At 70.0% G+C, this 24,578-nt stretch carries 14 protein-coding genes and 2 pseudogenes; 6 read left to right on the top strand and 10 right to left on the bottom strand.

Annotation, left to right across the window (positions count from 1 at the left end; translation table 11 throughout):
- Positions 1 to 526: 526 nt before the first annotated feature.
- The gene (locus tag AADR41_RS22920) at positions 527 to 1,474 is read left to right on the top strand and encodes an SMI1/KNR4 family protein (protein ID WP_342283261.1); all 948 of its coding nucleotides are present in this window, start codon (positions 527 to 529) and stop codon (positions 1,472 to 1,474) included.
- An 8-nt stretch (positions 1,475 to 1,482) separates the two neighbouring features.
- On the opposite strand, the pseudogene AADR41_RS22915 reads toward AADR41_RS22920, so the two are convergent.
- The 3 genes and pseudogenes from AADR41_RS22915 to AADR41_RS22905 all read right to left on the bottom strand — a co-directional run.
- A pseudogene (locus tag AADR41_RS22915) lies at positions 1,483 to 2,322 on the bottom strand (IS5 family transposase).
- Positions 2,323 to 2,488: 166 nt separating this feature from the next.
- Complete coding sequence (locus AADR41_RS22910) at positions 2,489 to 3,655, bottom strand: IS630 family transposase (RefSeq protein WP_342283260.1); 1,167 nt, start codon at positions 3,653 to 3,655, stop codon at positions 2,489 to 2,491.
- A 198-nt stretch (positions 3,656 to 3,853) separates the two neighbouring features.
- Positions 3,854 to 4,608, bottom strand: a pseudogene (locus AADR41_RS22905) (transposase); the annotation flags it as partial.
- Between the two features lie 237 nt (positions 4,609 to 4,845).
- On the opposite strand from AADR41_RS22905, the gene AADR41_RS22900 reads away from it, so the two are divergent.
- A complete protein-coding gene (locus AADR41_RS22900) occupies positions 4,846 to 7,509 on the top strand; it encodes a leucine-rich repeat domain-containing protein (RefSeq protein ID WP_342283259.1) in 2,664 nt (887 codons plus the stop codon).
- A gap of 98 nt (positions 7,510 to 7,607) precedes the next feature.
- Entirely contained in the window at positions 7,608 to 8,306 is a 699-nt protein-coding gene (locus AADR41_RS22895) for a Crp/Fnr family transcriptional regulator (protein ID WP_342283258.1), read from the top strand.
- A gap of 20 nt (positions 8,307 to 8,326) precedes the next feature.
- Here AADR41_RS22895 and AADR41_RS22890 read toward each other — a convergent pair whose 3' ends face one another.
- Positions 8,327 to 8,860, bottom strand: coding sequence for a Pycsar system effector family protein (locus tag AADR41_RS22890; RefSeq protein ID WP_342283257.1), 534 nt, complete (start codon positions 8,858 to 8,860; stop codon positions 8,327 to 8,329).
- 320 nt (positions 8,861 to 9,180) lie between these two features.
- Between AADR41_RS22890 and AADR41_RS22885 the strand changes: the two genes are divergently transcribed.
- Positions 9,181 to 9,969, top strand: coding sequence for a hypothetical protein (locus AADR41_RS22885; RefSeq protein WP_342283256.1), 789 nt, complete (start codon positions 9,181 to 9,183; stop codon positions 9,967 to 9,969).
- Positions 9,966 to 15,371 carry a tetratricopeptide repeat protein gene (locus AADR41_RS22880; RefSeq protein WP_342283255.1) on the top strand — a complete coding sequence of 1,802 codons (5,406 nt, stop codon included), beginning with the start codon at positions 9,966 to 9,968 and terminating at the stop codon, positions 15,369 to 15,371. Before AADR41_RS22885 ends, AADR41_RS22880 begins: the two co-directional genes overlap by 4 nt.
- A gap of 262 nt (positions 15,372 to 15,633) precedes the next feature.
- Here AADR41_RS22880 and AADR41_RS22875 read toward each other — a convergent pair whose 3' ends face one another.
- The 4 genes from AADR41_RS22875 to AADR41_RS22860 all read right to left on the bottom strand — a co-directional run bounded on the left by AADR41_RS22875 (position 15,634) and on the right by AADR41_RS22860 (position 17,762).
- Positions 15,634 to 16,086, bottom strand: a complete 453-nt coding sequence (locus AADR41_RS22875) for a hypothetical protein (protein WP_342283254.1) — start codon at positions 16,084 to 16,086, stop codon at positions 15,634 to 15,636.
- 30 nt (positions 16,087 to 16,116) lie between these two features.
- Positions 16,117 to 16,620: a phosphotransferase family protein gene (locus tag AADR41_RS22870; protein ID WP_342283253.1), complete on the bottom strand. Its 504-nt coding sequence runs from the start codon at positions 16,618 to 16,620 to the stop codon at positions 16,117 to 16,119.
- Between the two features lie 72 nt (positions 16,621 to 16,692).
- Positions 16,693 to 17,139 (bottom strand): hypothetical protein, encoded by a 447-nt coding sequence (locus AADR41_RS22865; protein ID WP_342283252.1) that lies wholly within the window; start codon positions 17,137 to 17,139, stop codon positions 16,693 to 16,695.
- Positions 17,136 to 17,762, bottom strand: a complete 627-nt coding sequence (locus AADR41_RS22860) for a hypothetical protein (RefSeq protein ID WP_342283251.1) — start codon at positions 17,760 to 17,762, stop codon at positions 17,136 to 17,138. Before AADR41_RS22860 ends, AADR41_RS22865 begins: the two co-directional genes overlap by 4 nt.
- Before the next feature lie 207 nt (positions 17,763 to 17,969).
- Between AADR41_RS22860 and AADR41_RS22855 the strand changes: the two genes are divergently transcribed.
- Positions 17,970 to 18,491 carry an NUDIX hydrolase gene (locus AADR41_RS22855; RefSeq protein ID WP_342283250.1) on the top strand — a complete coding sequence of 174 codons (522 nt, stop codon included), beginning with the start codon at positions 17,970 to 17,972 and terminating at the stop codon, positions 18,489 to 18,491.
- Between the two features lie 305 nt (positions 18,492 to 18,796).
- On the opposite strand, the gene AADR41_RS22850 is transcribed toward AADR41_RS22855, so the two are convergent.
- Both AADR41_RS22850 and AADR41_RS22845 read right to left on the bottom strand, forming a co-directional pair.
- Positions 18,797 to 23,683, bottom strand: a complete 4,887-nt coding sequence (locus AADR41_RS22850) for a DNA-binding protein (RefSeq protein ID WP_342283249.1) — start codon at positions 23,681 to 23,683, stop codon at positions 18,797 to 18,799.
- Positions 23,680 to 24,546, bottom strand: a complete 867-nt coding sequence (locus AADR41_RS22845) for a DUF4132 domain-containing protein (protein ID WP_342283248.1) — start codon at positions 24,544 to 24,546, stop codon at positions 23,680 to 23,682. The genes AADR41_RS22850 and AADR41_RS22845 overlap by 4 nt, the downstream gene beginning before the upstream one ends.
- Between the last annotated feature and the right edge of the window lie 32 nt (positions 24,547 to 24,578).

Raw genomic sequence — 24,578 nt, 5'->3', positions numbered from 1 at the left:
GATCCGGATCACCGTTCACCAGCAACCCCGGATCCGACCACCACGCACCCGCCTCCGACAGAGCCATTGCCGAACCACCCTCACGCGCACCATTACTCATGACCGGCACCGTAGACGCCCCCACCGACACCCACCGGCCCCGGCGAACCCCCACCCGGAAAATCCGTAACCCGTTACGTACATCTACTGACAACCACGGCCCCGAAACCGCCACACACCCACAGCACTCACCGCCGGCAGCAGCCGCCCAGCCGCACCACGACCCGACCAGAACCCCCAAACCCGGCCTGCCCCCGCAGATTCCTGCCCTCCCGACCGTGCCACATCCCAGGAGGTGGAACCGTGTCCAACCGCCCGGGGCGCATACGGACAATGGTGAGACGGCGGCGGGGGCGTGAAACTGACGGATCTTGTCTGCGGGGCTGCTGGGGGCTTCCTCAGTGAAAGCACGTAACTGTCTGCGTAAGTGTGTGGTGAGGGGGTCGGTACGGGGAGATTTGTCGGCGGGAGCTGGTTGGATGCGGGCATGTCTGATGATCTGCACATTGATGGGGCCGGGGCTGGGCCGACCGTGGTGAATGAGCTGGCTGGCGGTGCCACGAGTGCCGTGGCCCGTTGGAGGGAGTTCGAGAGGCTGCTTGTCGGCAGGGGGCTCGGGTGGGGGCTGCATTACGCCCCGGCCCAGCTGCGCTGCGCACGCACGGTGGAGCACCCGCGGGGGGCTGATCTTGAGCACTTGTTGCCCGCTGACTACCGCGCCTTCGTGGCGGAGGTCGGCTATCCCATGCTCGGCTATTGCGACGACGTTGAAGGGTTTGCGTTCCTTCCGCCCGAGGCCATGGCCAACCAGTCGGTCGACCAGCCGGATCCCGACGGGACCTTCCCCACCCCGGTCAAGGATCAGCCAACCCGGTGTCTGCACGCGTTCTTCGCCGGCTACGACCTACCCGGCTACCAGGGCTACTCGCTCGGTCCGGCCAATGGCGAGGATGAGATCGCCGTGTGGGTCGTCGAGGACGGCGGGCCCGTGGAGACGGTGGGCACGTTCACGGAATGGCTCAGCGCGGAGCTGGGCCGGCATGAGCAGAACATCCTTGGGCTGGATGATGCGAAGGTGACCGAACTGCGAATGGCTTGCGGCAAGCCGGACGGGCGGTCGCGCATGGCCGGCATGGACGAGCCAGATCCTTACCGTCTGCTCGAAACATCGCTGGGCGGCTCCTACGGCCAGGCCGCGTACACGGCCGAAGACCTCGACCTGGTCTGGGTGGGGCCCGGCATGTGGGGCGGTGATCACGGCACATACGGCCTGATAGACGGGTCGGGCACCTGGCGCATCCCGTACGGCGCCGAGTTCAGGGCCGTACGGCCATTCCGCGGCGGCGTCGCCGAGGTCATCGTGGCCTCGAAGGACACCAGCCGCACCGGCCCGTGGACCAGGATCCGGCCGGATGGATCGATCGTGCCCGGGTAGCCATTGGTTCATGGGCGGCGGTGCGGGCGTTCGTCCCAGCGGTGGGTGGTCCATGCCCGGCGGATGACGCTGCGTACGGTGATGATGCTGTCGGCGAGATCGAAGAACGCGTTGCTGACGGTGGTGCGGCCCTCGTAGCAGCGGGCCAGGCGCTGGAAGGTGTTCTGCCAGGCGTGGGTACGCTCCACGCGCCACCTCCGACTGGCCTGGACCGGCGCCTTCTCGCCTCTTGGGCGCGATCCGGCCGTGCAGACCGCGTCCGGCAAGCACGGCGCGGGTCTTGTCGGAGTCGTAGCCGGCATCCAGGTGCACGGTCACGTCGTCGGGCAGCGGCCCGAGGCCCTCCAGGAGGTCCAGAGTCGGGGCGAGCAGCGGGGAGTCGTGGCGGTTGGCTCCGGCCAGGACCCTGCCCAGGGGAATGCCGTAACCATCCGTCATGCCAGAACGTTTCCCTGTTTGCCGCGGTCGACCGGCGAACGCCCGGCTGCTTCGCCGCCTCCGGGGGCCTTGGCGATGGAGCCGTCCACGGCGATCTGGTCGAGGACGAGGCCGACGATCCGGTCGTAGGAGTCGAGTGCGATCCGTTTGAACTCGGCGAAGATGTCCAGTCGTATCCACTCGTCGCGGCGGCTGCGGGTGGTGGTGGCCGAGCAGGTCGTGTCGGCGATCGCCTCGTAGGAGCAGCCGAAGCACAGCAGTTGCAGCATTTTGTCGAATACGATCCGGTTGCTGATGCGCCTGCGGTGGCAGCCCAGCGGATGGTCCGGATGGTAGACCGGCCGCGCGGGCAGCAGGACCGCGAACTGGTCCCAGAGCGATTCAGTCAGCCACGACGGCAGAACGGGCACAGGTCTCCTCGGTAATCACAGAGCGTCGCAACTCCATGATCACCGCGCCTGTGCCCGTTCCTGCTGCCAGTGTCCCCAACCGCGCCTATCCGCCTGACCACTAAGCCATAGCACCCACGAGATCACCAGACTTAGTGGTCAACGTCGGAAGTCCTTCGGGGGTTGATCATGTAGCTGGCTGCGCGGAGGATGCTTCCTGGTGATCGGCGGTGTGTCGGTCGAGTCTGGCCAGCAGATCGTCCAGCTCGGAGGTGGTGAACTTCCACTGGAACGGCTGTGCTGTGGCGTTGTAGCGGTCTTCGAATGTTCGGAGCCGGTTCCTGACCTGGGCCAGGTCGGTGAAGTCGTTGGGCGAGACGACCTTGCGCTGGACGACGGAGAAGTAGATCTCCACCTGGTTGAGCCAGGAGGCGTGGACGGGGGTGTGGACCATGAGCGCGTTCGGGAATGCACTGGTCAAGCGGTCGGCGGCCTTCTGCCCGCGGTGGGAGGAGCCGTTGTCGACGATCCAGAACACCCTTTTTGCGCTGGCGTAGGGCTCTTGGCTCATGACCTGGGTGACCAGGTTCATGAACGGGTCGATGCCGGTTCTGGGATCGGTGCGGCTGAGCACCCTCGCGCGGTGGACGTCGTAGGCGGCCAGGTAGGCTAGCGCGCCGCCGCGGCCGTAGGTGTGGTTGACGCGCATCGCCCGGGCCTGTCCGGGGGCCAGGGTGGGGTGGCAGCGGCAGCGGGCCTGGATGGAGGTCTTCTCGTCCGCGCTGATGACGTACTCGTCCGGTCCGAGCGGTTCGCCCTGCCAGGTGCGGGCGTACAGGTCCAGCACACGGGCGGCCTTGCGGCCGAAGTCGGGGTCGTGGATGAAGATCCAGGAGCGGTGCTGCCAGGGCTTGAGCGCGTCCTGGGCCAGCCAGCGGCGCACGGTGGAGTCCGACAGGGCCGGGGCGATGCCTCGCGCCGTGGCCTCGCGGGCCAGTTCCGGGCACGACCAGCGGGCCAGCGGCGTGCCGGTCTCGGCGGGTAGTTGGCAGGCCAGGGCCTTGACCTGGGCGGTCTGCAGGGCGGTTAACGAGGGTGGCCGGCCGGGGTGCTGGCGGTCGGCCAGCCCGGGTATGCCCTCGTCGGCGAAGCGGCCTCGCCAGGTCCGCACGGTGTCCACATGCAGGCCCGTCTCGCGGGCGATGCAGGCGTTGGAACGGCCCCGTGCCGCGTGGAGCACGACGTGCGCTCGGATCCGGGCCTTGTGGGGAGTCCTGTGCGCGTAGGCCATCTTCTTCAGCCGGTGCCTCTGCGAGGCGGTCAGCGATATCGCGCGGGCGGTGGCAACGGGCAAGGCAGGCAGGCCGATCAGCAGAAGTGGTTCTTACCGGCTGGAGCCTGCCGCACCGCCTGACGCGGGCGGCCAGACAGGATGACCTCTTGCCCACCGTGCCGGAGTCGGCCAAGACCTCCCCTGCTCAGAAGCTGCCCGCGCGGCCTGAGCCGCTTGGCGGCAGCTCGCCGGCCTGGACGTCCGCTGTCATTCCGAGGAATACGACAGCCACCGGCCCCGTCTCGACGGACAGTCGCGGTAGGCGTGGGTGCCACCGGCGGAGTCGGGACGGATGAGCGCCTGCCGTCCTCGTCAGAGCTTGAGCAGTTGAGCCGGAGCGAGCTGGGTGGTGGCGACGTAGTCAGCCGCAGTGCTGGAGCCCGCGTTTCCGGGCCGTAGCACTGCGGCCACTGGCGCCCCGGACCCGGCCCGGTGATGGTCGACGAACGCGACGAGCGGATGATGACCGAAGGTCTTCTTCCATGTCGCGGCGGCGTCCTGCTCTTCCGACCACGCGATCACCAGCACGCCGCCAATTTCCACGATCACCTGGATATCGGCTACCGGACTGCTCGTACCCGCCAACGCTCATACTCACTGGCGAGCCCGGGGCCGTGTCGAGCGGATTGCCGCGAAGGCTTTCGGTCCGGATGCGGCGAAGGCGTAGACCAGGCGGGGGAGATCGTCGGATCGGCGGCCACCGGGCCGAACACGACCGGATCGGCCCGCAGCAGGCCGACACCGGCCAGGCAGCCCCCGCCCAGAGCTGTCGCGAGTGCGACGTCCAGAAGGATCCATCCGAAATCGTGTGCAGCCTGCGGCTTTCGCCACGGTTCCAACGCCTCCAATATCGCGTTCGCCAGACCGGACTTGAGAGCCGCCTCGACCAGCAGCAACGACCTGGCCTGCGAGACCACCGAGCGGCCACCACCCTCGACCCGGACACGCGGGTATGACCCGCCGCTCTCCTTCACCTGGAAAGTGCCTCTTCCACTACCACCTGCAGGACCCCCCCAGTAAGCCCTATCGCCGTAGGTCAGGGGCGCTTTCTGCTTCCCCGGCCGCCTGCCGGACACCAAGCCTCATGAAAGCCTGAGGCTGATAGCCGACAGCGCGCGTTCGGCTACCACGATCCGCGCGCCGCGACGAGTGCGCCCGACGGGCAGAAGGACATTGAAGGACTGTCATACCCGTGTCCTATCGTCGCTCGCATGACCAACAGCCCCGCACCCGAATGCCTCTCCTTCGCAGAGGCCGACACTCGCCTCGTGCAGGCTCTCTCCGCCTCCTTCGAGGGCGACTATGACAATGTCCTGCTCTTCGACGGCGATCTGGTACTGGAGGGGGACTTCCTCCACGCCGTCGCCGGGATCGGGAATCTGGACGACGTGGACCTTGTGGTGATCACCGGCGATCTGACCGTGTCCGGCCCGATCGAGCTCTACGAGCCTCTGCCGGGGCTCTACGTCGGCGGCACCACCCGGGCCGAGACCCTTGAGGGCGGCGACTGCGAAATCTACATCCAGGACGGCACCTTCACCCATCTCGTCTACGGCGAATACAACCACGGCATCCTGGAGACCTGCACCGTAGAGACCCCATGGGTCATCAACTACGACCACGATCTCCGCGTTTCCGCCCCCGGCGCTCGCCTGGTGGACAACTACGGCAACGATGACAACGCGGACTTCGCAAGGCGCGAGAACATCGTGGAGTCGTTCGTCACCGAGGTCGTCGACCCGGAATACAAGCGCATCAAGGTCCCGGAGTTCCTGGAACGGCTACGGGCCGGACTGCCGGTCCTGCGCCCGGGTGCGCGGACCGCGAACGATGCGGCGCTGGCGGACATCGCGCGTGCCCGGGCCGACCGGGTGCTCCATCTCGATCTGTCGGAACGCAAGCTCAAGAAGTTCCCTGCCGAGGTGCTGCAGATGCCATGGCTGCGCACACTCGTCCTGGACGGCAACCCCATCGGGCGACTCCCCGACGAGATCGGCACCCTGACCGACCTGGAACTTCTGTCGGTACGAGACTGCGGCCTGGCCGAACTGCCCGCCTCCATCGGCCGACTGTCCAGGCTGCGCGTACTACGGATCGCCGGCAACACCACCTACGACTTCTCCACCGAGCCCACCCACCGGCCGATCAGGCTGCCAGACACCATCGGCCGGCTCACCACGCTAGAGGAACTCGATGTCTCAGAACTGTCCAGCAAGCCCTCCGACACCGGCGAGGCACTGCCCGACACCACAACCTTCGCGCTCCCAGAGACGGCCGGAAACCTGATACACCTGCGCCGGCTGGTGGCGAACCAGACCAACCTGGTGTTCCCGGCATCGATGCAGGGCCTGGCCAGCCTGGAAGAAATCTCCATGGCGGGAAGGAGCTGGAGGTACCTCAAGCGGTTCCCCGAAGCCCTCACCGGCTTCCCAAACCTGCGCAAGCTCGAGCTCAGGGGCAACTTCTTCCAGGAGGTCCCCGCCACACTGCTGCGCCTGACCAACCTCGAGGAACTCGACCTCGACAATGCCCTCGGACTGGTGAAGACCCCGCTGCCCGACCTGTCCCGGCTGCCCAAGCTGCGGGTGCTGAAGCTGAGCGGACTCACCGACCACACAGGTGTACCGGTTCCGCCGCACGAGCTGCTGCGGCCCGTGCTCGCGAATCCCCTGCCCGCGCTGGAGGAGCTGGAGATCGACCGCTGGGGACCGATCGACCGCTGGGGAGCGGGGGACAGGGGCGGGCGTGATCCGATGACCGCCGACGTCATCGCCGGAATCGGCGCCTTCCAGAGCCTGAAGAGGATCGACCTGTCCTTCAACGGGCTGACCGAGCTGCCCGACGGCTTCTTCACCCTGCCCGCCGTCGAGCAGATCGACCTTCGCTACAACGCCCTCTCCAGAGAGGTCCGCCGACGGGTCGCCGACGCCTACCCCGGCGCGCGCATCGACTTCCGCGACCAGCGCGGCGTCGACAGCGACTCCGAGCGCGAGCAGGCAACGGCGGCCGACAGCCTGATCACACAGGCCAACGCGCTTCGCGGCCGAGGGGAATGGTCGGCGGCACTCGCCGAGTACGACAAGGCCATCGCCCAGTACACCGAGGGCGACGCCGACTCCGCCTACGGCCTGCTCTACGCCTACTACGGCAAGATGTGGATCCACGCCAAGGTCGGCCACGGCGACGAGGGCACCGAGCAGTACCGGGCCCAGCACCGCCGCGACGGCTTCGCCGTCGCCGAGACCTGTATGCGGCTGGTGCCGCCGGTCTGGCAGATCTTCCACTTCACCGACGAGGGACAGTTCCAGCGCGAGGTCGTCCGCTACGCGACCAACTTCCTCGCCTGGGAAATCATCCATGCCGAAGACCCCGCCCCCACCCCGAAGGACCTCACCGACGCCCTCCGGCTGATCGAAAAGGGCGTGGCGTGCGCCGACGGCGGCGACCACCTGTATCTGCATGACACCTACGCCCGGGTTCTGCTCGCACTCGGCCGAGAGTCCGACGCATGGCGGGAAGTCCAACGGGCACTGGCCATCGACCCCGCCTTCGCACCACTCCAGGACCTCAGAGTGGACCACCCGGGTACCAGGCGTGGGCCGACAGGAGCGCCGGAACCGGGGACTGACCTGGGCATGCGAAACCTGGCCGCTGGCCAGGTGCGCCGGGCGTCGTGGCAGAGGTCCCGGCCTGCCTCCGGCCTCAGAACGCGTTCGCGGACGGGGCTGGAGGAGGGACATCGGGGCCAGACACCCCGCCCGTCGCCGCCTTCAAGCGGTTCCTGCTGGCCCAGCCCGTCCGTGGGCGTGCAGATGTGGTCGAGGCCCCGCCGAGGTCCCACTCTGCGTCAACCCCCGAAGGACTTCCGACGTTGACCACTTAGGAAGTGACGGCATACGCGGTCGCTCTGGCGGAACCCCTTCCGGGGAAGCTGGCATGATGATGTCCTGTGATCGGAAGACAGGGGATGCCCGTGGCTGTTCTCATCCGGTCCGAGGAGTGGCCCGAACGCAGTCTGCTGGGAGTGCTGTCACCCCCGGCGCGGGAGGAACTGCTCGGCCTGGGTACTGAAGTCCGGTTCCAAGCGGGTGACGTGCTGCTGAGGGAAGGGTGGCACGACAGGCACGCGCTGCTGCTGCTGTGCGGGTTCGTCAAGGTCACCGCGACCGTGGAGAACGGCGAAACTTCGCTGCTGGCCGTCAGGGCCGCTGGGGACATCGTGGGCGAGATGGCGACCATGGACGGAGCGCCGCGCTCGGCGACGGTTATCGCCTGTGGCCCGCTGACCGCCCGGAAACTGCCAGCCGACGTGCTGCGGGAGTTGGTGCGGAGCAGCCCCGAGATCTCGATGGCCCTGATGGGGATAACCGCTAACCGGCTGCGCTGGGCGAATCGTCGGCGGCTCGACTTCCGCGGCTATCCAGCGAAGGTGCGGCTGGCCCGCCTGCTGGTGGAACTCGCCGAGTGCTACGGATCTTCTCGGGCCGAACAAGTGGTGATCGGCTGCTCGCTGACACAGCCGGAGCTGGCCACGATGGTCGGCGCCGCCGAGACGACCATCCACAAGGTGCTGAGTGAACTGCGCGGGGAGCGTCTACTGAAGACCGGCTACCGCACTACCACGATCCTGGACCTCGACGGCCTCAAACGGCTCGCGGACCTGGGCCCCTGACGGCCGTAGCCGAGTCGACGTCAGGTCAGCACCGGCAGCAGGGTCGCGCTCAGCCCCGCGCTCACCCCCATGACAGCAGTGCACACCACCGCGCCCGACAGCCAGCGGTACTTGCGAACGGCGACTTGGGCGAGAAACCGCACGGTGTGCGACAACTCCCGGCGATCTATGGCCTCGTCCCGGTCCGCGTCGGCCGAGGACGGCGGATCGGCAGGCACGATGTCGGGGCCCGACGCCAGCTGGACGAAGCAGTACCTGTTCCCGGCCGGGCCCCGCAGCATCCGCGGCCGCAGCGTCGCCGCCAGGCACACCACGCCCCCGACCAAACCGCAAACGAACAGCGCCAGCGACACTCCGGCGAACGCCCCAGCCGCGCCACCCCGCTCCCAGGCGGGTATTGCCCGGCCGATCCACGCCTCCGCTGTCCCGGCCAGCGCCGCCTGCGCCGCCGCCAGGATCCCCGCCTTCGCGTCCGCGTGCTGGTGGGTCGTCTGCAGCGCGGTGAACATGTACTGCGCGGGGCGGCCGCTGGCCGCCTGCCCGGGCGGTGCCATGAGGTCTCTCCTCCGGTCGACGAGAACAAGGTCCGTCCAGTAAGCGGACGAACGTCCCGACCGGACCAGTCACTTGTGCGGGATCTCTCCACTTGGTTCTCCGGACTTCGGAAACCCTCGTATCTCTCGGCAACCCGTACTTCCACAGGGTTCACACCCGAACACGGGTGTACGAATGCTGTGTGCCGGCGCCCGCCTTCGGGGGAGCGGACGGGCGCCGGCATCCCCGACGAGTGACTGTGGAGCAACTCCGTTGCTTTGAAGGGCATTTGAGAAAATGCGTAAACCTCCCCTCCGAAGTTCGTGTACCAAGAGGTGTCATGACAGGGAACGGTATGGACGGGCCGGGTGACGTACGGGCGTTCGGACGGAGGCCGCTGCTGACGGTCGACGCGAAGGGATACGGCGGCGTCGACGCGGAGACACAGCGGCAGTTCCAGGAAGCGATCGTGCGGTTGCTGGACGAGGCGGCCGCCACCGCCGAGCTGGACCGCGAGGTATGGGAGACGCAGGAGGGCGGGGACTCGCTGTTCGCCGTCCTGCCCGCAGATGCCTCCGAGCCCGCCCTGGTCGACAAGTTCATGCGCGCCTTGGACGCCGGTTTGCGAACCTTCAACTTCGGCCGGCAGCGGCAGCCCTGGCTCCGGCTGAGAGCGGCCGTCCACTTCGGCCCGGTGGCGCTGGGCGCCAACGGCTTCATCGGACGGGCCGCGGTCGAGATCAGCCGCATCCGCGACTGCGCGGCGCTGCGCACCGCTCTGGACCGGGCGCCGTACGCCTGCCTGGCCGTCGCGGTGTCGGAGACCGTCTTCGACGTCGTACGGGAGACGTATACCAGTATTCCTGCGGATGAGTTCCGGCAGGTGAGTGTCGAGGAGAAGGAGCACCGGGGGGAGGCTTGGATCTGGCTCCCGGGCGCCGACGTACGGCAGCTGGACTTGGAGCCGCATCCGCAGGAGACCGCACCGGGCTCCGGGCCCACCGTCGGCAACCTGCGCAGCGGGGACGGCAGCGCGATCGCCGTGGGCCACGGGTCCAGCGCGAACGTCACCAACGGACCCGGCGGTCCGCCCTTCCCGGGCTCCGAAACCGCGGGTGACCGGCCGTGACCGAGAACTCTCCCGGGCAGCACGAGGCGGAGGGCCCGGGACCGAGCGTCAACTACCTGCGCAGCGGCGAGGGCAGTGCGATCGTGGTCGGGCACGGCGGCAAGGCAGCGGTCACCAACGTCTATGGCAACCGCCTGCCCGCGATCGAGGAACTCCCCGCCCCGTCCACTCCCGTGTCCGAGTGGCTTATGACGCAGCCCAGCCGCCTGCTGGACGCACGAAGCCACGTCGTGCCCTTCATCGGCCGGGAAGCCGAGCTGGAGCGGCTGCGGCAGTGGCGGGACGCCCGGGACGCGCGAGTGTCGGTCCTGCTGCTGCACGCTCCCGGCGGGCAGGGCAAGACCCGCCTCGCCACGGAGTTCGCCGAACGGTCCCGGAGCCCGGAACTGCCGGCGGCCGAGCGATGGCAGGTCCTGCAGGCGGGATTCCGGGGTGTCCTCGTCGGACCGTCACCGTCGGGTGACGAAGCCGCGCAAGCAGACGCCGAGGCTGGAGTGCTCCTCATCGTCGACTACGCCGATCGGTGGGCGCACAGCGAACTGGAACGCCTGCTGTCCCACTCCGCCCTCAACCGGCAGCGGCCCACACGGATCCTGCTGATCGGCCGGACCGTCCGATGGTTCGCGGCACTCCGCGGTGAACTCAGCGAACGTCGTGCCGCTGCCGACGACCTGCTGCTTCCTTCGCTGGCTGCGGACCGGATGCAGATGTTCACCGCCGCCCGTGACCGCTACGGCGCCAACGACCTGTACGGCCTGGGGGACACCGCGCAGATCCAGCCGCCGGGCTCCCTCGACAACCGGGACTTCGGCCTGACGCTGAACCTGCACATGGCTGCGCTGGTCGCCGTCGACGCCCACGCACACGGCAAGAAGCCGTCGTTCACCGAGCCGCACGAGCTGTCGGCGTACCTGCTGGACCGTGAACGCCTGGCATGGCAGCGGCTCTACGATGCTGGCAGGGAAGGGCAGACCTACCGGACCGACCCCGATGTCATGGCTCAGACCGTGTTCACCGCCGTACTCACCGGAGCGGTCAGCCACACCACGGGGAAGCGGGCCCTGCAGGAACTGGACCTGCCCGAACACTCCGGGTATCTCCTGAAGGACCACCGGTTCTGCTACCCGCCCGCCGACCGGGCGCTGGTCCTGGAACCCCTCTATCCCGACCGGCTCGCGGAGGACTTCCTCGGCCTGCTCACACCTGGGCACGACATCACCTCCTACGAACCCGACCCCTGGACGAGCAATGTCCCCCGCGCCCTGACCGCGCAAGGCGATCTCCGGACGGTCATCGCCCCGCGCGCGGTGACCTTCCTCGCGTCTGCCGCAGCCCGCTGGAGCCACGTCCGTGAGGACGTCCTGTACCCGCTCCTGCGCACCGATCCCGGCCTCGTGATCGCCGCCGGCAGCCCGGCTCTGACCACGCTCGCCGCGCTCGCCGAGACAGGCGGCCCGAGCGGCACGGAGGGCGGCCTGCTGGATCCCGGCCTGCTGACCGTGCTGGAAGCCGTCGAAGGCCGTATGTCCGGCCGTGACGTCGACCTGGACATCGGCATCCTGGCGATCACAGAGGTGCTGACCGCCCACCGCCTGGCCACCACGACGGACCCCGGCGAGCGGGCCTGGCTGTACGGCACCCTGTCGTGGCGCCGCACCAACGCCGGCCGCAGAGAGGAGGCGGTCGCCCCGGCCGAAGAGGCCGTACGCCTGTACCGGGAGCTCGCCGAAGACGAGGAGGGCCCCGAGACTGGGGCTGGCCCCGACCACCTTGGCCGCTTCAGTACCCTGGCGACCTCGCTGGCCACCCTCGGTGACCGACTGTCCGACGTGGGCCGACTGGAGGACGCGCTCTTCCTCTCCGAGGAGTCTGTGGCGATCAGCCGCCGCCTGGCCAAGGCCGACCCCGCCACCTACCGGACCGGCCTGGCGAGGTCGCTGACCAGCCTCGGTAACCAGCTGCACCGCCACGGTCGACAGGAGGAGGCCCTGGCCGCCATCCAGGAAGCCACCGACCTGGACCGGGAACGGGCGGAGAGGAACCCCGCCGCCCACCGGGGCGACCTCGCGACGGCGCTCGGCAACCTCGGTCTGCACCTGTACGAAGCAGGTCGCAAGGAAGATGCCTTGGCCGCCACGGAGGAGGCCGTGGATCTGTTCCGGCGACTGGCTGCCCGCAACCCGGGCGCCAACGACCACAACTTGGCCGCGGCGTTGGCCAATCTCGCGCGCCCGTTGCGTGATCTGGGTCGCTTGGCGGATGGCTTGAGCGTCAGCCAGCAGGCCGCTGACCTGTTCCGGCGACTGGCCGAGGTGAATCCCGCCGCCTACCAGCCCGATCTGACGCTCGCCCTCCTCAATCTCGGCAGGTTCCTCGCGGAGCTGGGGCGTGAGCAGGAGGCGCTCGCTCCGGTCCAGGAAGCCGTGGACATCCAACGGCAGCTGGTCGAGGACGGCTTCGGCGACCAGCGCCTCCACCTGGCGGACTCGCTGAACAGCCTCGGTAGCCGGCTGTGGGATCTGGGCCGCGAGGAACAGGCCCTGGCCGCCGCCCAGGAGGCCATCGACCTGTACCAGCAGCTGGCCGTCGCCCACCCCACCCTCGACCTCCCCGGACACCGGGACGCCCGGCAGCTGATGTCCCTTGCCCGGGCGGGCGACTGGGAGCAGGCCTGGGCCGCCCGGCAGGAGGCCGCCGACCTGTGCCGGCAACTGGACGAGGCCGCCCCCGGCACCGACCTCTCGTCCCTCGCCACGTCGCTGGCGACTGTCGGCAAGACCTTTGCCGAGCTGGGGCTGCCCGAGGAGGCCGGAACGGCAGTGGAACGGGCCGTCACCGTCCACCTCGAAACCGGCGGCCGGCGAAGCGCGGCGGAACTGCTCCTGGACTTCGGCAGGTCGCTGTCCGAGATGCGGCGGACCGAGGATGCGGTCACCGCCCATGGGCGGGCCGCCGCCCTCTTCCACGAGATCGGCGATCTCGGTCTGGAGGCTGCCGCGTTGGCCAACCTCAGCGGCGGTCTGGCCAAACTGGAAAGGACCAGCGAGGCCGCCGACGCCTCCGGGCGGGCCGCGGCCGTCTACCGGGAAACAGGTGAGCGGCACCTGGAGGCTGTGGCACTGACCAACCAGAGTTACGCTCTGACGTCGGCGGAGCGCTACGAGGAGGCGGTGACCGTCTGTCGGCGCGCCCTCGATGTCTTCGAGGAGAACAGCGTGGGCGCCGCGCGGGGCGCGATGCTGCACAACCTCGGTAACGCGCTGTTGAGACTGGGCCGGTTCGAGGAGTCGCTTGCCCCCACCCGGGAGGCCGTCGCCGACTACCGTGAGAGGGGCAGGAGCGGCATGGAGGCCGACTCCCTGCGCAACCTGGGCGACGCCCTGTGCGAGCTGAAGGGGTACGAGGAGGCTGTGACGGCCTATGAGCGGTCCGCGGCCCTCCTGGGCGAGACTGGTGAACGCGGGGCCGAAGGCCGGGTGCTCTGCATGCTCGGTGCGGCCCTGAGTAAGCTGAGCCGGTTCGAGGAATCGGTCACCGTCTCCACGCGAGCCGCCGCCCTTCTGCACGAGGCCGACGACCGCCGCAACGAGGCCACGGCACTGATCAACCTGGGCGGCGCCGCCGCTGAGGCGGGTCGGTTCGCCGAGGCCGCCGGGGCATGCGGAAAGGCCGCCGCCCTCTTCCGCGAGGTGGACGATCACAACGGCGAAGCCGGCGCGCTGACCAACCGGAGCAACGCGCTGGCGGAGGCGGGTCGGCACGAGGAGGCCATCACCGCCTGTGAGCAGGCCATCGACCGCTACCGCACGGCGGGCAACGGCCCACGTGAACGCACGATGCAGAAGATCCTCGGCATCCGTCTGTACGAGGCCGGACGGCCCACCGAGGCCATCACCGCCCTGGAGCGAGCACTCGCGCTCTGCCGCGAGGCCGGTGACTGTCACACGGAGGGCCAGTCACTCTTCACCTTTGGCGTCACCCTTGTCCGCATGAAACGGTTCGAGCGAGCCGCCGCCCTCTGCCGGCAGGCCGCCGCCGTCTGCCGCGAGACCGGCGACCGCGACAGTGAGGGCGCGGCGCTGCAGTGCCTCGGGACCGCGCTGACGGCACTCGACCGCACCGAGGAGGCCATCACCGCCCGTCGAGGGGCCATCGAGGTGTTCCGCGTCACGGGAAACCTCGGTTCGGAAGCCTCAACGACGGGTGAACTGGGCTCGGACCTCGGCCGGGTGGGCCGGTACAAGGAATCCGTCGTCGCCAGCAGGCGGGCCGCTGAGCTCTACCAGCGGCTCGGCGACGGCCGTCGCGAGGCCAAGGCCCTGTCGAACCTCGGTTTCGGTCTGCTGAGCGACGGGCAGTACGAGCAGTCCATCACCGTCTGTTCACGGTCGGCGGCCCTCTTCCGCGAGCACGGCGACGTGCACGGTGAGGCAGACGTACTGGAGAACCTGAGCAATGCCCTGTCGCCGGTGGGGCGGATCACCGAATCCATCGCCGCCGCGCGGCGGTCCATCGACTGTTTCCGGGCGTCGGGCGACGAGCGCCGTGAAGCGGTGGTGCTCTACGCGCTGGGCGAGGTCCTCCATGATGCGAAACGGCACGAGGAAAGCGTCCCCCTCTACGAGCGGTGTGCCGACATCATGCTGAGGCTCGGTTTCACCGACACCTTGGGCTCGGCCTATCTCAACCTCGCGCGCGCCCATGAGGCTTTGGACCGGCCGAACGAGACCATCGCGGCCCGCCGACGGGCGGCCGATGTCTCCTCGGGCGTGGGTGATCGGGACAGCGAGGCCAGAGCCTGCTACCTCCTCGGCCGCACGCTCGCGGCAGCGGAACGGTACGAGGAAGCCGCCATGGCCTACCTTCAATCCGAGGCCGCGCATGCCGCGACCGGCGATCGGCGTGGCCAGGGCACCGCCCAGCTCGACTTGAGCAAGACACTCCTCAAAGCAGGTCAGTTGAGGCCGGCCGTCTCCTTCGGCCTGGAGGCCGCCTCACTGCACGGCCTGATCCTGGGCCGTGCCTCCGAGGGCCAGGTGCTGTACCACCTCGCCCACGAGTTCATGACCGTTGGGCAGCAGCAGCCGTCCCACCCGCTGGTCCAGCGGTACCTGAAGGAGTCCCTCCCGCTGGTCCGGCAGTACCTCACGATCTGTGAGGAGACCGGAGACCGGCGTGGAGAGGGCGCGGCAGTGATCCTGCTGGGAGGCCTGCTGGTGGATGTCCAGCAGTACGCGGAGGCCCTCACGGTGAACCGTCGGGCCGTCGAGTTCTACGCAAACGGCATGGCCACCAGCCTCGCCGTCAACTTCAACCAAGACGCCAACGCCGTCGGCCTGCAGATCGCGCGGAGCCAACTGGCCAAGGCCGAGCGAGGCCTGAAAATGGGCCGCCACTGGTGACAGGGAACCCCACGCACACCAACTCGGCGAATACTCAGCTCCGCGCTACCAGGATCCGGGGGCGTCGGCCGTGTCCGCAACACCGCGTTGGACCTGGACCTCGCCGACGCGGTGAATGCGGCGCTGGCTGCGGACCCGGGATCATCGTCCTCGACCACGGCCGGATCGTGGAGTCCGGGACATTCGACTCCCTGCTCGACGCGGTCGGACTGTTCGCCGAGCTGTACAAACTGTCCCAAGACCGGTGAAAACCTCTGGCGCGTCAGCCCACGGTGGCGAGGATGACTGCCATGGAGTCGTAGCTTGCATCAACGCCCTCATGGTTGCCGAGGCGGTGCCGCTCAAGGCGGATGGCGCCGAGGTGCCGGGCTTCATAGATCTTCTGACGCCATCGCGCGTCTTCGGACCGGTTCAGGGGTCCGTAGGTCTCCCAGAACGCCTGCCGCTCGTCGGACTTGGCCAGCACCATGCGGATGGTCCAGTCGGCCGCCGGATCGCCCCACCACGTCCGGTCGAAGTCGTACGCGCCAGTGATCACGGGTTCCAGGCTCTGGTGATCGAGCTGTGTGTTGGGGAGCCACAAATCCCCAGCCAGCATCCGCGGCTCAGCAATCTCGTCGAGGACAGGCTGGTGGTGGTGTGCTGCCGTGATGACCTTGCGGACATCGGAGGCGTCGAGGCCGACGCCCTCCAGGTCCGCGGCGATGTCCTCCAAGGAGGCGGCGACCGCCTCGCTCCACCTGCCCTATCCCGGACCGGTGATGGGCCCGAACGCGGGGCCCCGGACGTCGTGGACGCGCCGTGCGATTTCGCCAAGCTGCCGGTAGTACACCGGCCACGTCGAGCGCGGGTACGTGCGTAGGTGCTCGGTCGCCGGGATGCCGTCGAGGAGCGACTGCACCATGTAGTCGCGGCCGATGATCTCGTGGGTGAAGTCGGCCGCGAGGACGCGTGGCATGAGCGGTGCGAGCGCCGCGAGGTAGGGCAGGCTGGCGTACTCGTTGCGCATCAAGGCGCGTTCCGAGGTGAACTGACACTCCGGTTCCGGGGCGATCCGAAGAATCACCGCACGCTCGCGGCCCGCGACGGTGACACGGTACGTCGTGTTGTACATCCCGGTGCCGAGCTCGGCCGCCGAAACAACCTCGGTGTCCGTTCCGAAAGCGCGGCAGCAGATCGCCTCGATCTCTTCAGGGGTCACGGACTGCTGGAACGCCCCGGGGGCCCGCGTGATGGGCCGGAACTCCATGAGCGTCGTCCTTTCCCTGGGCGCGGTCTGCCAGGGCACCGTATCGCGGATGGCAGCTCGGGAAGGGCCAGGTCACCGGCGCCGCCGAGGGGGAAGGTGCGGGGGACGTGCCCCGGGCAGCCGAGGTACGTGTTGTGCGGATTCGAGTTCGGCGCGTGCCTGCTCCAGTTCGAGCGACAGCTCGGCGGTGACCCGCACCAGTGCCGAGTTCCTCTCCTGTTCTGTGGCCAGCGCGGCTTTGGTGTCCTTGAGCTCTTGCTTCAGTACGACGTTCTCCTCGGCGACCTTCTGGACTGCATCCGGTGTGTAGGACCGGGCCCTGGCCTGGGCCTGGAACTCCTCCACGAGGTCCTTGTGGTCGCCGTAGACGACATCCCTGCGCAGGCCGCTTTCGACGATCAGCTCGCTGCCGGTGAGTTTCCCGGTCGTCGACCGCAGCGGCGTGCCGGCGAGCAGGCGGGCAGCGGCGGCCCGGATCGCTGTGCGTTCGGCGTCCTTGTCCCTGCTTCTGCGCGTCATGCTGCGTCACCCTCCTTGCTGATGGCGGGCCGGATCGCCTCGTGGTCCTCGATGATCGTGCGGGCTCGTGCGGCCAGGGCGGCGGCGCGGGCGCGCCGCGGTTGCGGTGCAAGGGGATCGTGTGCCGTCGTCTCCCAGGCGGGGATTTTGCTGTGGAGCTGGGCGATGTCGCGGTCGGTGTAGACCAGGTTGGTGCACGAGCTGCGGCAGAACGACCCGTCGGGGCCGCTGTCCGCCGGCAGTCCGAGGGCGAGCTTCTCTCGGCGGCACTCGGCGGTCTCCGCGCGGTGGACGCAGGTCATGGCGTCGCCGTGGTGGATGCCGGGATCGGCCTGGCCGGGTAGCCGCTCGACGCTGCGGACGGAGCGCACGACGCGTCCGGAGAACCGCGCGACGCCGGAGAGCCGGTAGCGGTACTCGTCGGCGGACGGCCCGCTGACGTGCTCGCCGTCCTGGATCCGGGTCCAGTCGTCTTCGTTCTGTTCCATGACCATCTCCAGTTTCTCGACCGCCAGGCCCTCCAGCCACGAGGTGTCGCCCTCCCCGGCGTAGCGGAGTGTGACCTTGGTGGAGACGTGCGAGTACTGCAGTGCGGCGGCGATCAGTCCGCGCGGCCGGCGCACGATGAAGTACGCCAGGGTCCGTCTTGTGTCCGCAGAGACCGTGTGCGGATCACCTCGTGTGGCGATTGAGCAGGTCGCTCTTCAAGGCACCGTTCGCGACGCCGATCGTCGAGCGTGTTGCATTCCGCGGGATGTCCTGTGGTGCGGATCACTTGCCTTCGGTGCTCGCCGGGCAGCGTTGTCAGTGGGGGCTGACATCGTGCCTCCATGCGTGAACTGGTTGAGCATGTCGATGAGCATGACCGCGTGCTGGGAGTCGTCGACCGAGATGAGGCGGTGCGTGAGAACTGGCCGCATCGCATTGCAACGACGATCTGTCGTGATCGCGAGGGGCGGATCTTGGTGCTGCGGCGGGCCGAGACGATGTCCCGGTTCCCGGGCTACTACGACGTGATGGTCGGCGGCGCCGTGAACGTGGGCGAGTCGTATGAGCAGGCGGCAGTCCGCGAGCTGGCTGAAGAGCTGGGCGTTCGTGTGCCGGTGAGGTTCCTGTTCAAGTTCCTTTGCCGCGCAGGGATCAGCCCCATCTGGCTCGGGGTGCATGAGGCCGTAGTGCCGGAGGCTCTGGTGCCGGACCCGGTCGAGATCGAGTGGCAGGACTGGATGACAGTGGACGAACTGCGTGCGGTCGCTGATGAATGGCTCTTCGTCCCGGGAGGGCGGGAGGCTCTGCGCCGATATCTGGAGTCCGGAATCGGCAGCGGTGCGGGCGAGCCAGCGGCTGGATGATCGGCGATGCGGGTCGCCACGGTTCAGGGCAAGCATCAGCTGCAGGAGCCGATGACGGCGGTTCGCGGCGTTGGAAGGCGCCTGACCTTGGATTCCCCGGCGGTCGCTTCGCGGAGCCGGACGATCTCCTCGTACTGGGCGGCGAGCCGGGCCAGGGCGGGCGCCGGGCGCGTACCGGGACGGGCCAGTCGTCGTCTGCTCGGCTGGATCGATCATGAAGTCCTCATCACTGCAAGGGTGTTCGGGTTGCATCGCTGGTTGTGCCGGGACGCGGGTGTGGCGCCGCACCCGTGCCCCGGCGGGGCTCAGCGGCCCCTGCGGCGCGGCACCTTCAGCTCCTCGAAGCGGGGCCCGTCACCGTCCCGGACCCGCTGCCAGGCCCTGCGGTACAGGTCGGCGGCGGGGTCGACCGGAACCAGTACGTCCAAGGGCACCCTCTCGCCGCTGACCAGGTGCCCGAACAGCGGCAGCTTCCACTGCTCCACAGGGAGCGCCGGCTTGGCGAGGTTCACCCAGCCGCCGGGCAGGAACAGCGAGCGCCCGGCCCGGGGGCGTTTCGCCTCCACCACCAGCTCGGTGGCGGCCAGTTCGGCACCGGCGGCCTTGAGCCTGTCCGGCTTCCACCCGGTCCACCGCGCCGCGTTGCGGTCGGTGGGGTCGGGCATCGCCAGCAGCATCAGGTAGAGCACGGCGGCGTCGTCCCCGAGGCCGTACTCCTTCGCCGCCTCGGCGACCAGGTCCGGCACCGACCGGGTCGGGTCCTGCGGCCACCAGGTGCCGTCCTCGTCCCGCTCGCCCGCGACCGGACCGCCCGGGTCGGCGAGCACAGCCTCGAACCGCGGGTCCCGGGCGAGCCGCAGCGCCGTCTCGATTTCGGACGACGGCCGGTCACCGCGCAGGACGCGGAGGTACGAGTCGGTCCCGGCCGCGTCCAGGAGGGCGGGCCGGACCGCCGGGTACAGGTACCGGGTGCCGGCCAGGACCACGGCTCCGTACCGCTCCCAGTCCTCGCCGGTCTCGGTGGGCGTACCGGCCGTCGTGCGGAACTTGTCCAGGTCGCCGGCGCCGAACTCGCCGCCCAGGTTGAGCATCAGGCCCGGATGGGCGAGCCGGTCCCGGACGGCGGCCAGTGCGCCGGGCAGGGCCGCGCGCACCGGGTCTCCCGCAGGCAGCCGGTGGGACAGCCACGCGACCAGTGTCATGGTGCTGGGGAACACGCTGCGGGTGAAGCCGACGGCGTGCGGGTCGGCCTCCTTGACGCCGTAGTCGCTGACCCTCCAGGCCAGGTCGCAGCTCAGCTCCGGCGCGCCGGCCGGGTCGAGCAGCGCGGGCAGCGCCCGGCGGGGAGCCCACCCGGTCCCCAGTGCCTTCGAGGTCTCGGCGACCAGCGTCGCCGGCGCGGCGGGCCGCCGTCCCACCGCACGCAGCCACACCTCGGCCGCGGCGGCGACGTCCGGACCGTCGGTCCACAGCCGGGCGGGCTCGGCGGGCAGCAGCGCCGCGACGACCTCCCGCCGGACACGGGCGCCGGGGTCACGCAGGTCCTCCAGGGCGACGTCGACGTCGACCTGCTTCAGGCCGAGCCTGGTGAGCACCTTGCCGGGTACGGAAGCGGCGTGATGCCCGTAGTACGGCATGCCCGCCACCACCAGCGCGGCCTTGCCCTCGCTGACTCCGGTCAGCCGGGCGAACTCCCGTATCGCCGCCTCCGGGAACGCCGGGGCGGGGCCGCGTGCGTCGGATTCGGACAGGAACGCTGCCGGCCAGCCCGCGTTCCGGGCCTCGCCGACCGGTCCGGAGGACCGCACCGTGTACGGAGCGGGCACCTCGAAGCGGCCCGACGGATCGTGGAACAGCGCAGTGAAGGAGCAGCCGTGCTTCTCGTCGAAGTCCTCCTTGTCCACGACGGCGAGGAAGGCGCCGCCGTCCAGTGGCAGCAGCCCCAGCCAGGTACCGTCGCGCGGCTCACCGCCGGGCTTGGTCAGGTGGCTCGCGTCGAGGTGCAGCGTGAACCGGCGCCACCGGGGGGTTTCGGCGGCTGCGGCCAGCCCCAGAGCGTCGAGTTCGCGGAGCAGTTGGTGCAGGGCGTCCCGGTGCTCGGGCCGCGTGGTCGGGGCTGCCGCCCGGAAGGCCACGGCCGCGCACTGGTCGAGCAGCCTGTCCCACTGGGGCCTGCCGTCCGGCAGGCGGTGCCCGTCGAGGTGGGTGCGCACGGCGGATCCCGTCTGCGGGGCGGGCTGCAGGTCGCCGCGTACTGCCTGGCCGATGGTCATCAGGCTGTGGAAGGCGCTGTTGCCGTCCGGCCAGTAGGACCCGTCGGCGAGGCCGCTCAGTGCGTCGACGAGCAGCTCGTCGGAGGGGCCGGCCGGCTCGTCCTGGGGGCTCTCGTCCCCCAGCGTCTCGGCGAGCCGGGCGGCCACCCTGCCCAGCGTGGCCTGCTGCTCGGCGGCGCGGCGCACCACCCCGGCCACCCCGGTGACCAGTGCGGTGTCGGTGATGCCGGGCAGCAGCTCGCCTACCACCCCGTGCAGGCCCTCGTGCTCACCGGCGGCGTCCGCCACCTTCAGCAGCGCCGCTGCGGTGTCGCGGTCGATCCGGCGCAGGACGGCCGAGCCCTCCGGGTCGCGGGGGCGCAGGCAGTGCCAGTAGCGCAGTGGCGGCAGCAGCGTGGTACCCGCCGCGTCGAGCCCGGGCTCGCCACCCAGTTCGAACTCGGCGGTGATGACGCCGTCCGGGTCGATCAGGCGGATCGTCGACCAGCGCAGCACCAGTGCCCGGGCCCGGTCGTCGCCGGGCAGGGTCAGGGCGCGGGCCGGTGTGCCGGGGCCGTCGGAGCCGCCCGGCACGGTCATCGAGCGCCCGGCCAGGTCCTCGCCGCGCAGCGACCCGTCCGGCAGGCACACCACGCGCCAGCCCAGCAGGCCGCCCACCGGCACGCCCACCGGGGCCGGCTCGTCGGTGAACGCGGGCAGCAGCCAGCCGTCGACGTAGGTACTGTCCGCGGGCGCGTCGCGGACGGCGTCGGTGAGGAAGCCGGGCATGGCCCTGCGGCCGTACTCCCCGGTGGCCGGATCGTACTCGTACCAGCCACTGTCGCCCACCTGTTGCCAGACCCAGTACGACGTGCCGTCGCTGATCACCGCCCGGTTGCCGGGCAGGGTCGTGTCGCCCCGGTGCAGCACCCCCTCACCGGTGGTCCGCCCGCCGCCGGGCAACGGCAGGGTCGGGCTGCTGAGGATGTGCGGCCACCGGACCGACGATCCGTGGGGTTCGCCGCCCTGAAGGAGCTGTATGCGGTCGGCGGCGGTGTGCCAATACCCGCACAGGCCGCGGGGCGACTTCCAGTGGACGAGCAGCTCGCCGTCCGCGTAGTGGAAGCCAGGTGTGTTCCATCGGTCGATCTCCCCGGCGGGAATCCGCAGGTCGTGGGTGAGCACGGTGCCGTCGGCGCCGAGCACCCGGGCCTGCGTGAGGTTGGAGACGATCAGGTACGGCCAGGCGTCCGCGACAACCAGGTTGTCGCGGTCTGTCTTGTTCGTGGCGAGCTCGGTGACCGTCTGCTCCCAGGCGGGCCAGCCCAACTCGTCGATCAGTCCCGCTCGCAGCGTGCGGGCGAGCGCGCCGCCGCGGTCGGTCCCGACCGCCTGACGCACCTCGTCCGGGGCCAGGGCCAGTGCCTCGCCAGGCAGCCACGACAGGCGTCTCACAGCGGCGGGGAACTCCGGCAGGCTCGCGTCGACGGTGCGCCGGGCAACGTCGCGGACCCACTCGGCGAGCATCGGCCGCCCGCCGGGCGACTGGGCCAGCATCAGCACCATGTCGCGGTCGTACTGGTTGCTGAGCTGCTCGACCGCGCGGCGGAAGGCAGGGCGGAACCGGGTGTCGGCCGCCAGGGCCAGCAGGTCGCGCTGTGCTTCGCCGCCCGCCCAGCGTTTCAGGCCCAGCATCGCGTCCGGTTCGGGGTCGGCGACCGGGATCCTGAGGGCGAGCAGCAGGTCCAGCAGGTCCAGGTCCGGGTGCGCCCTCAGCGCCTCACCGGAAGCGGTGACTTCCGCCCGCAACCGGTCGGCGATCCGCTCCGTCAGCGCGCACAGGCGCGGCAGCGGCGTCCAACCCCGCCAGCCCGACCCCCGCCCGGCGAGGAAGCGCCGGAACCAGCCCGCCGTACCGTCGGCGGGCCGCTCCTGCTCGGGCACCTCACCGTCGCCCAGGCCGGCCGCGGCACTGGAGTCCTCAAGGATTTCCAGCCACAGGTCCAGCAGTTCCTCGTCGCCCTGCGGCATGGCGTTCAGCAGGGTGCCGCGCACCGCGGCGTCCCGCCGGGCGAGGGCGACCAGGGCCGGGCGGTGCGCCTTCCACCAGGCGGTGGCGGCCCGCATCGTGCCCGGCAGCTCCAGCAGCTCGGCCAGGTACTCCTGCTCCACCGCCCCCGCGTCCTGTCCCGCGGCCTTGGCCAGCCGCCGCAGATCGGCCGCCATCGCACCCGAAGGCGGCAAACCACCCGCCGTACGCCGCACACACAACCGGACGAACCGCCGCAGCGCCTCCTCGGCCGGGACCCGGGCAGCCAGTTGCTTCGCATACTCCGAAAGCGCCTTCAACGGCAGCACACCGGCCAGCGCGAACTCAAGGCAGACCGCGTCCAGCCGGTCCTCGTCCACCACCAGCCCGTGCTCGGCCTCCGCCTTCCGGGCCCGGTTGAACATCTGCGCCGCGTACGTGGCGTTGTCCACGCCGAGGAAGACCCGCCCGGCCTGCTCGTAGAAGGTCGGCAGGAAGTACGGGACGGACGCGGCCAGCCGCCCGGCCAGCTCCTTGCACGCGTCCAGAGCCGCCTTCGGCTTGGACTTCGCCTGCCGGGCGGCGCGCTCCAACTCGGGTACGACGGCCAGCGCATGGTGACCGTCCTGCGGATGGTGCACCAGCACCCACTCAGGGAAGCCGAGCGCCTGCCGCAGCCCCAGTCCGACGACCTCGGGTTCACCCGCCGGCGCCAGCCCCAGGAAGCCGGCCGCCAGGTCCTCCGCCGCGCCCAGCTCGCCGGGCACCAGCCGCACCACCGTACGGGCCTCAAGACCCGGATGCCGGTACGCGCGGGCGGTCAGCGGAACCGCACGCTCACCCCCCTCGGTGCCCGGCGGCAACACCGCACCGGCCGCGAGCAGTTCACCGGCCGCAGTCGACCCGCTCACGCGTCCGCGCCTTCCTCGATCACACGGCCGGCGTACAGGGCGGCGGCCATCCGCATACCCTCCGACCAGGCGACGGGACCGACCTCGCGCAGCGGCAGCGCCCGGCCCTCCTCGTCGTGCCAGTTCAGCGCGCCGGTCTCGGTCTCGCCGTCCCAGTACGGCTCCCCGATCCACACCGACGCCTCCACGGTCCGCGCCTCGTCGCGCACCCGGCTGGTGGCGTAGCCGCCGGAGACCCGGTAGCCAAGCGAAGTGGCCCGCGCCGCCAGGCCGTACCGGGAGGAGAACTTCCCCCCGGCGAAGTCCTTCACCTCGGTGGCCTTTTCAGCGAGGGCGTCCGGCTTGAGCCAGGTCGCCCGGTGGATCTGCTCGACCTTCTGCACCACGCCCAGCTCGGCGGCGAACTCCCGTATCTCCTCCAGGTCGGGCAGCAGCACCGGGTGCGGCAGGGTCACGGTCTCCGGGGAGATCCGTACGGTCTCGCCGTCCAGGGTGACGATCCGCAGCTCACCGGTATCGGTGGCGTCGCGCAGGAAGCCCGGCTCGTCCGGGTCGTCACCGACGACCACCAGGTCGCGCAGCGCCACCTGCCACGCCTCGTCGGGCCACACCCGCGCCAGCAGCACCGTCGGCACCGGCAGCGACGACACCATCCAGGTGTCCACCTGCGCCAGGCACGCGGTGGTGTGCCGGTCCAGCCACTCGGCGAAGCGCCGCAGCCGGTCCACCTCGGGATGGTCCTTGAGCGCCTTGGGCAGGGACTTCAACTGCTTTCCCGCCGACCGCCCCGTCGTGGCCCGCGCGGCCACCTTGCCCTCCACCAGGGCCACTTCATATCCTTCGCCCGCCGTCAGCCAACCCATGTCCGTCCACCCTCCATCTTCACGAACCCATC

It is taken from the genome of Streptomyces sp. CLV115 (assembly GCF_038448545.1).
Classification (GTDB): domain Bacteria; phylum Actinomycetota; class Actinomycetes; order Streptomycetales; family Streptomycetaceae; genus Streptomyces; species Streptomyces sanglieri.
Note: the sequence above shows the minus strand (reverse complement) of the source record. Positions and strands in the feature narration are given on the sequence as shown.

What these genes read in the sequence shown, in the direction of transcription:
- AADR41_RS22900 (WP_342283259.1), top strand. Translation starts at nt 4,846, where the DNA reads ATGACCAACAGCCCCGCACCCGAATGCCTCTCCTTCGCAGAGGCCGAC.
- AADR41_RS22890 (WP_342283257.1), bottom strand. Translation starts at nt 8,860, where the DNA reads ATGGCACCGCCCGGGCAGGCGGCCAGCGGCCGCCCCGCGCAGTACATG.
- AADR41_RS22865 (WP_342283252.1), bottom strand. Translation starts at nt 17,139, where the DNA reads ATGACGCGCAGAAGCAGGGACAAGGACGCCGAACGCACAGCGATCCGG.
- AADR41_RS22855 (WP_342283250.1), top strand. Translation starts at nt 17,970, where the DNA reads ATGCGTGAACTGGTTGAGCATGTCGATGAGCATGACCGCGTGCTGGGA.
- AADR41_RS22885 (WP_342283256.1), top strand. Translation starts at nt 9,181, where the DNA reads ATGACAGGGAACGGTATGGACGGGCCGGGTGACGTACGGGCGTTCGGA.
- AADR41_RS22920 (WP_342283261.1), top strand. Translation starts at nt 527, where the DNA reads ATGTCTGATGATCTGCACATTGATGGGGCCGGGGCTGGGCCGACCGTG.
- AADR41_RS22870 (WP_342283253.1), bottom strand. Translation starts at nt 16,620, where the DNA reads ATGGAGTTCCGGCCCATCACGCGGGCCCCCGGGGCGTTCCAGCAGTCC.
- AADR41_RS22845 (WP_342283248.1), bottom strand. Translation starts at nt 24,546, where the DNA reads ATGGGTTGGCTGACGGCGGGCGAAGGATATGAAGTGGCCCTGGTGGAG.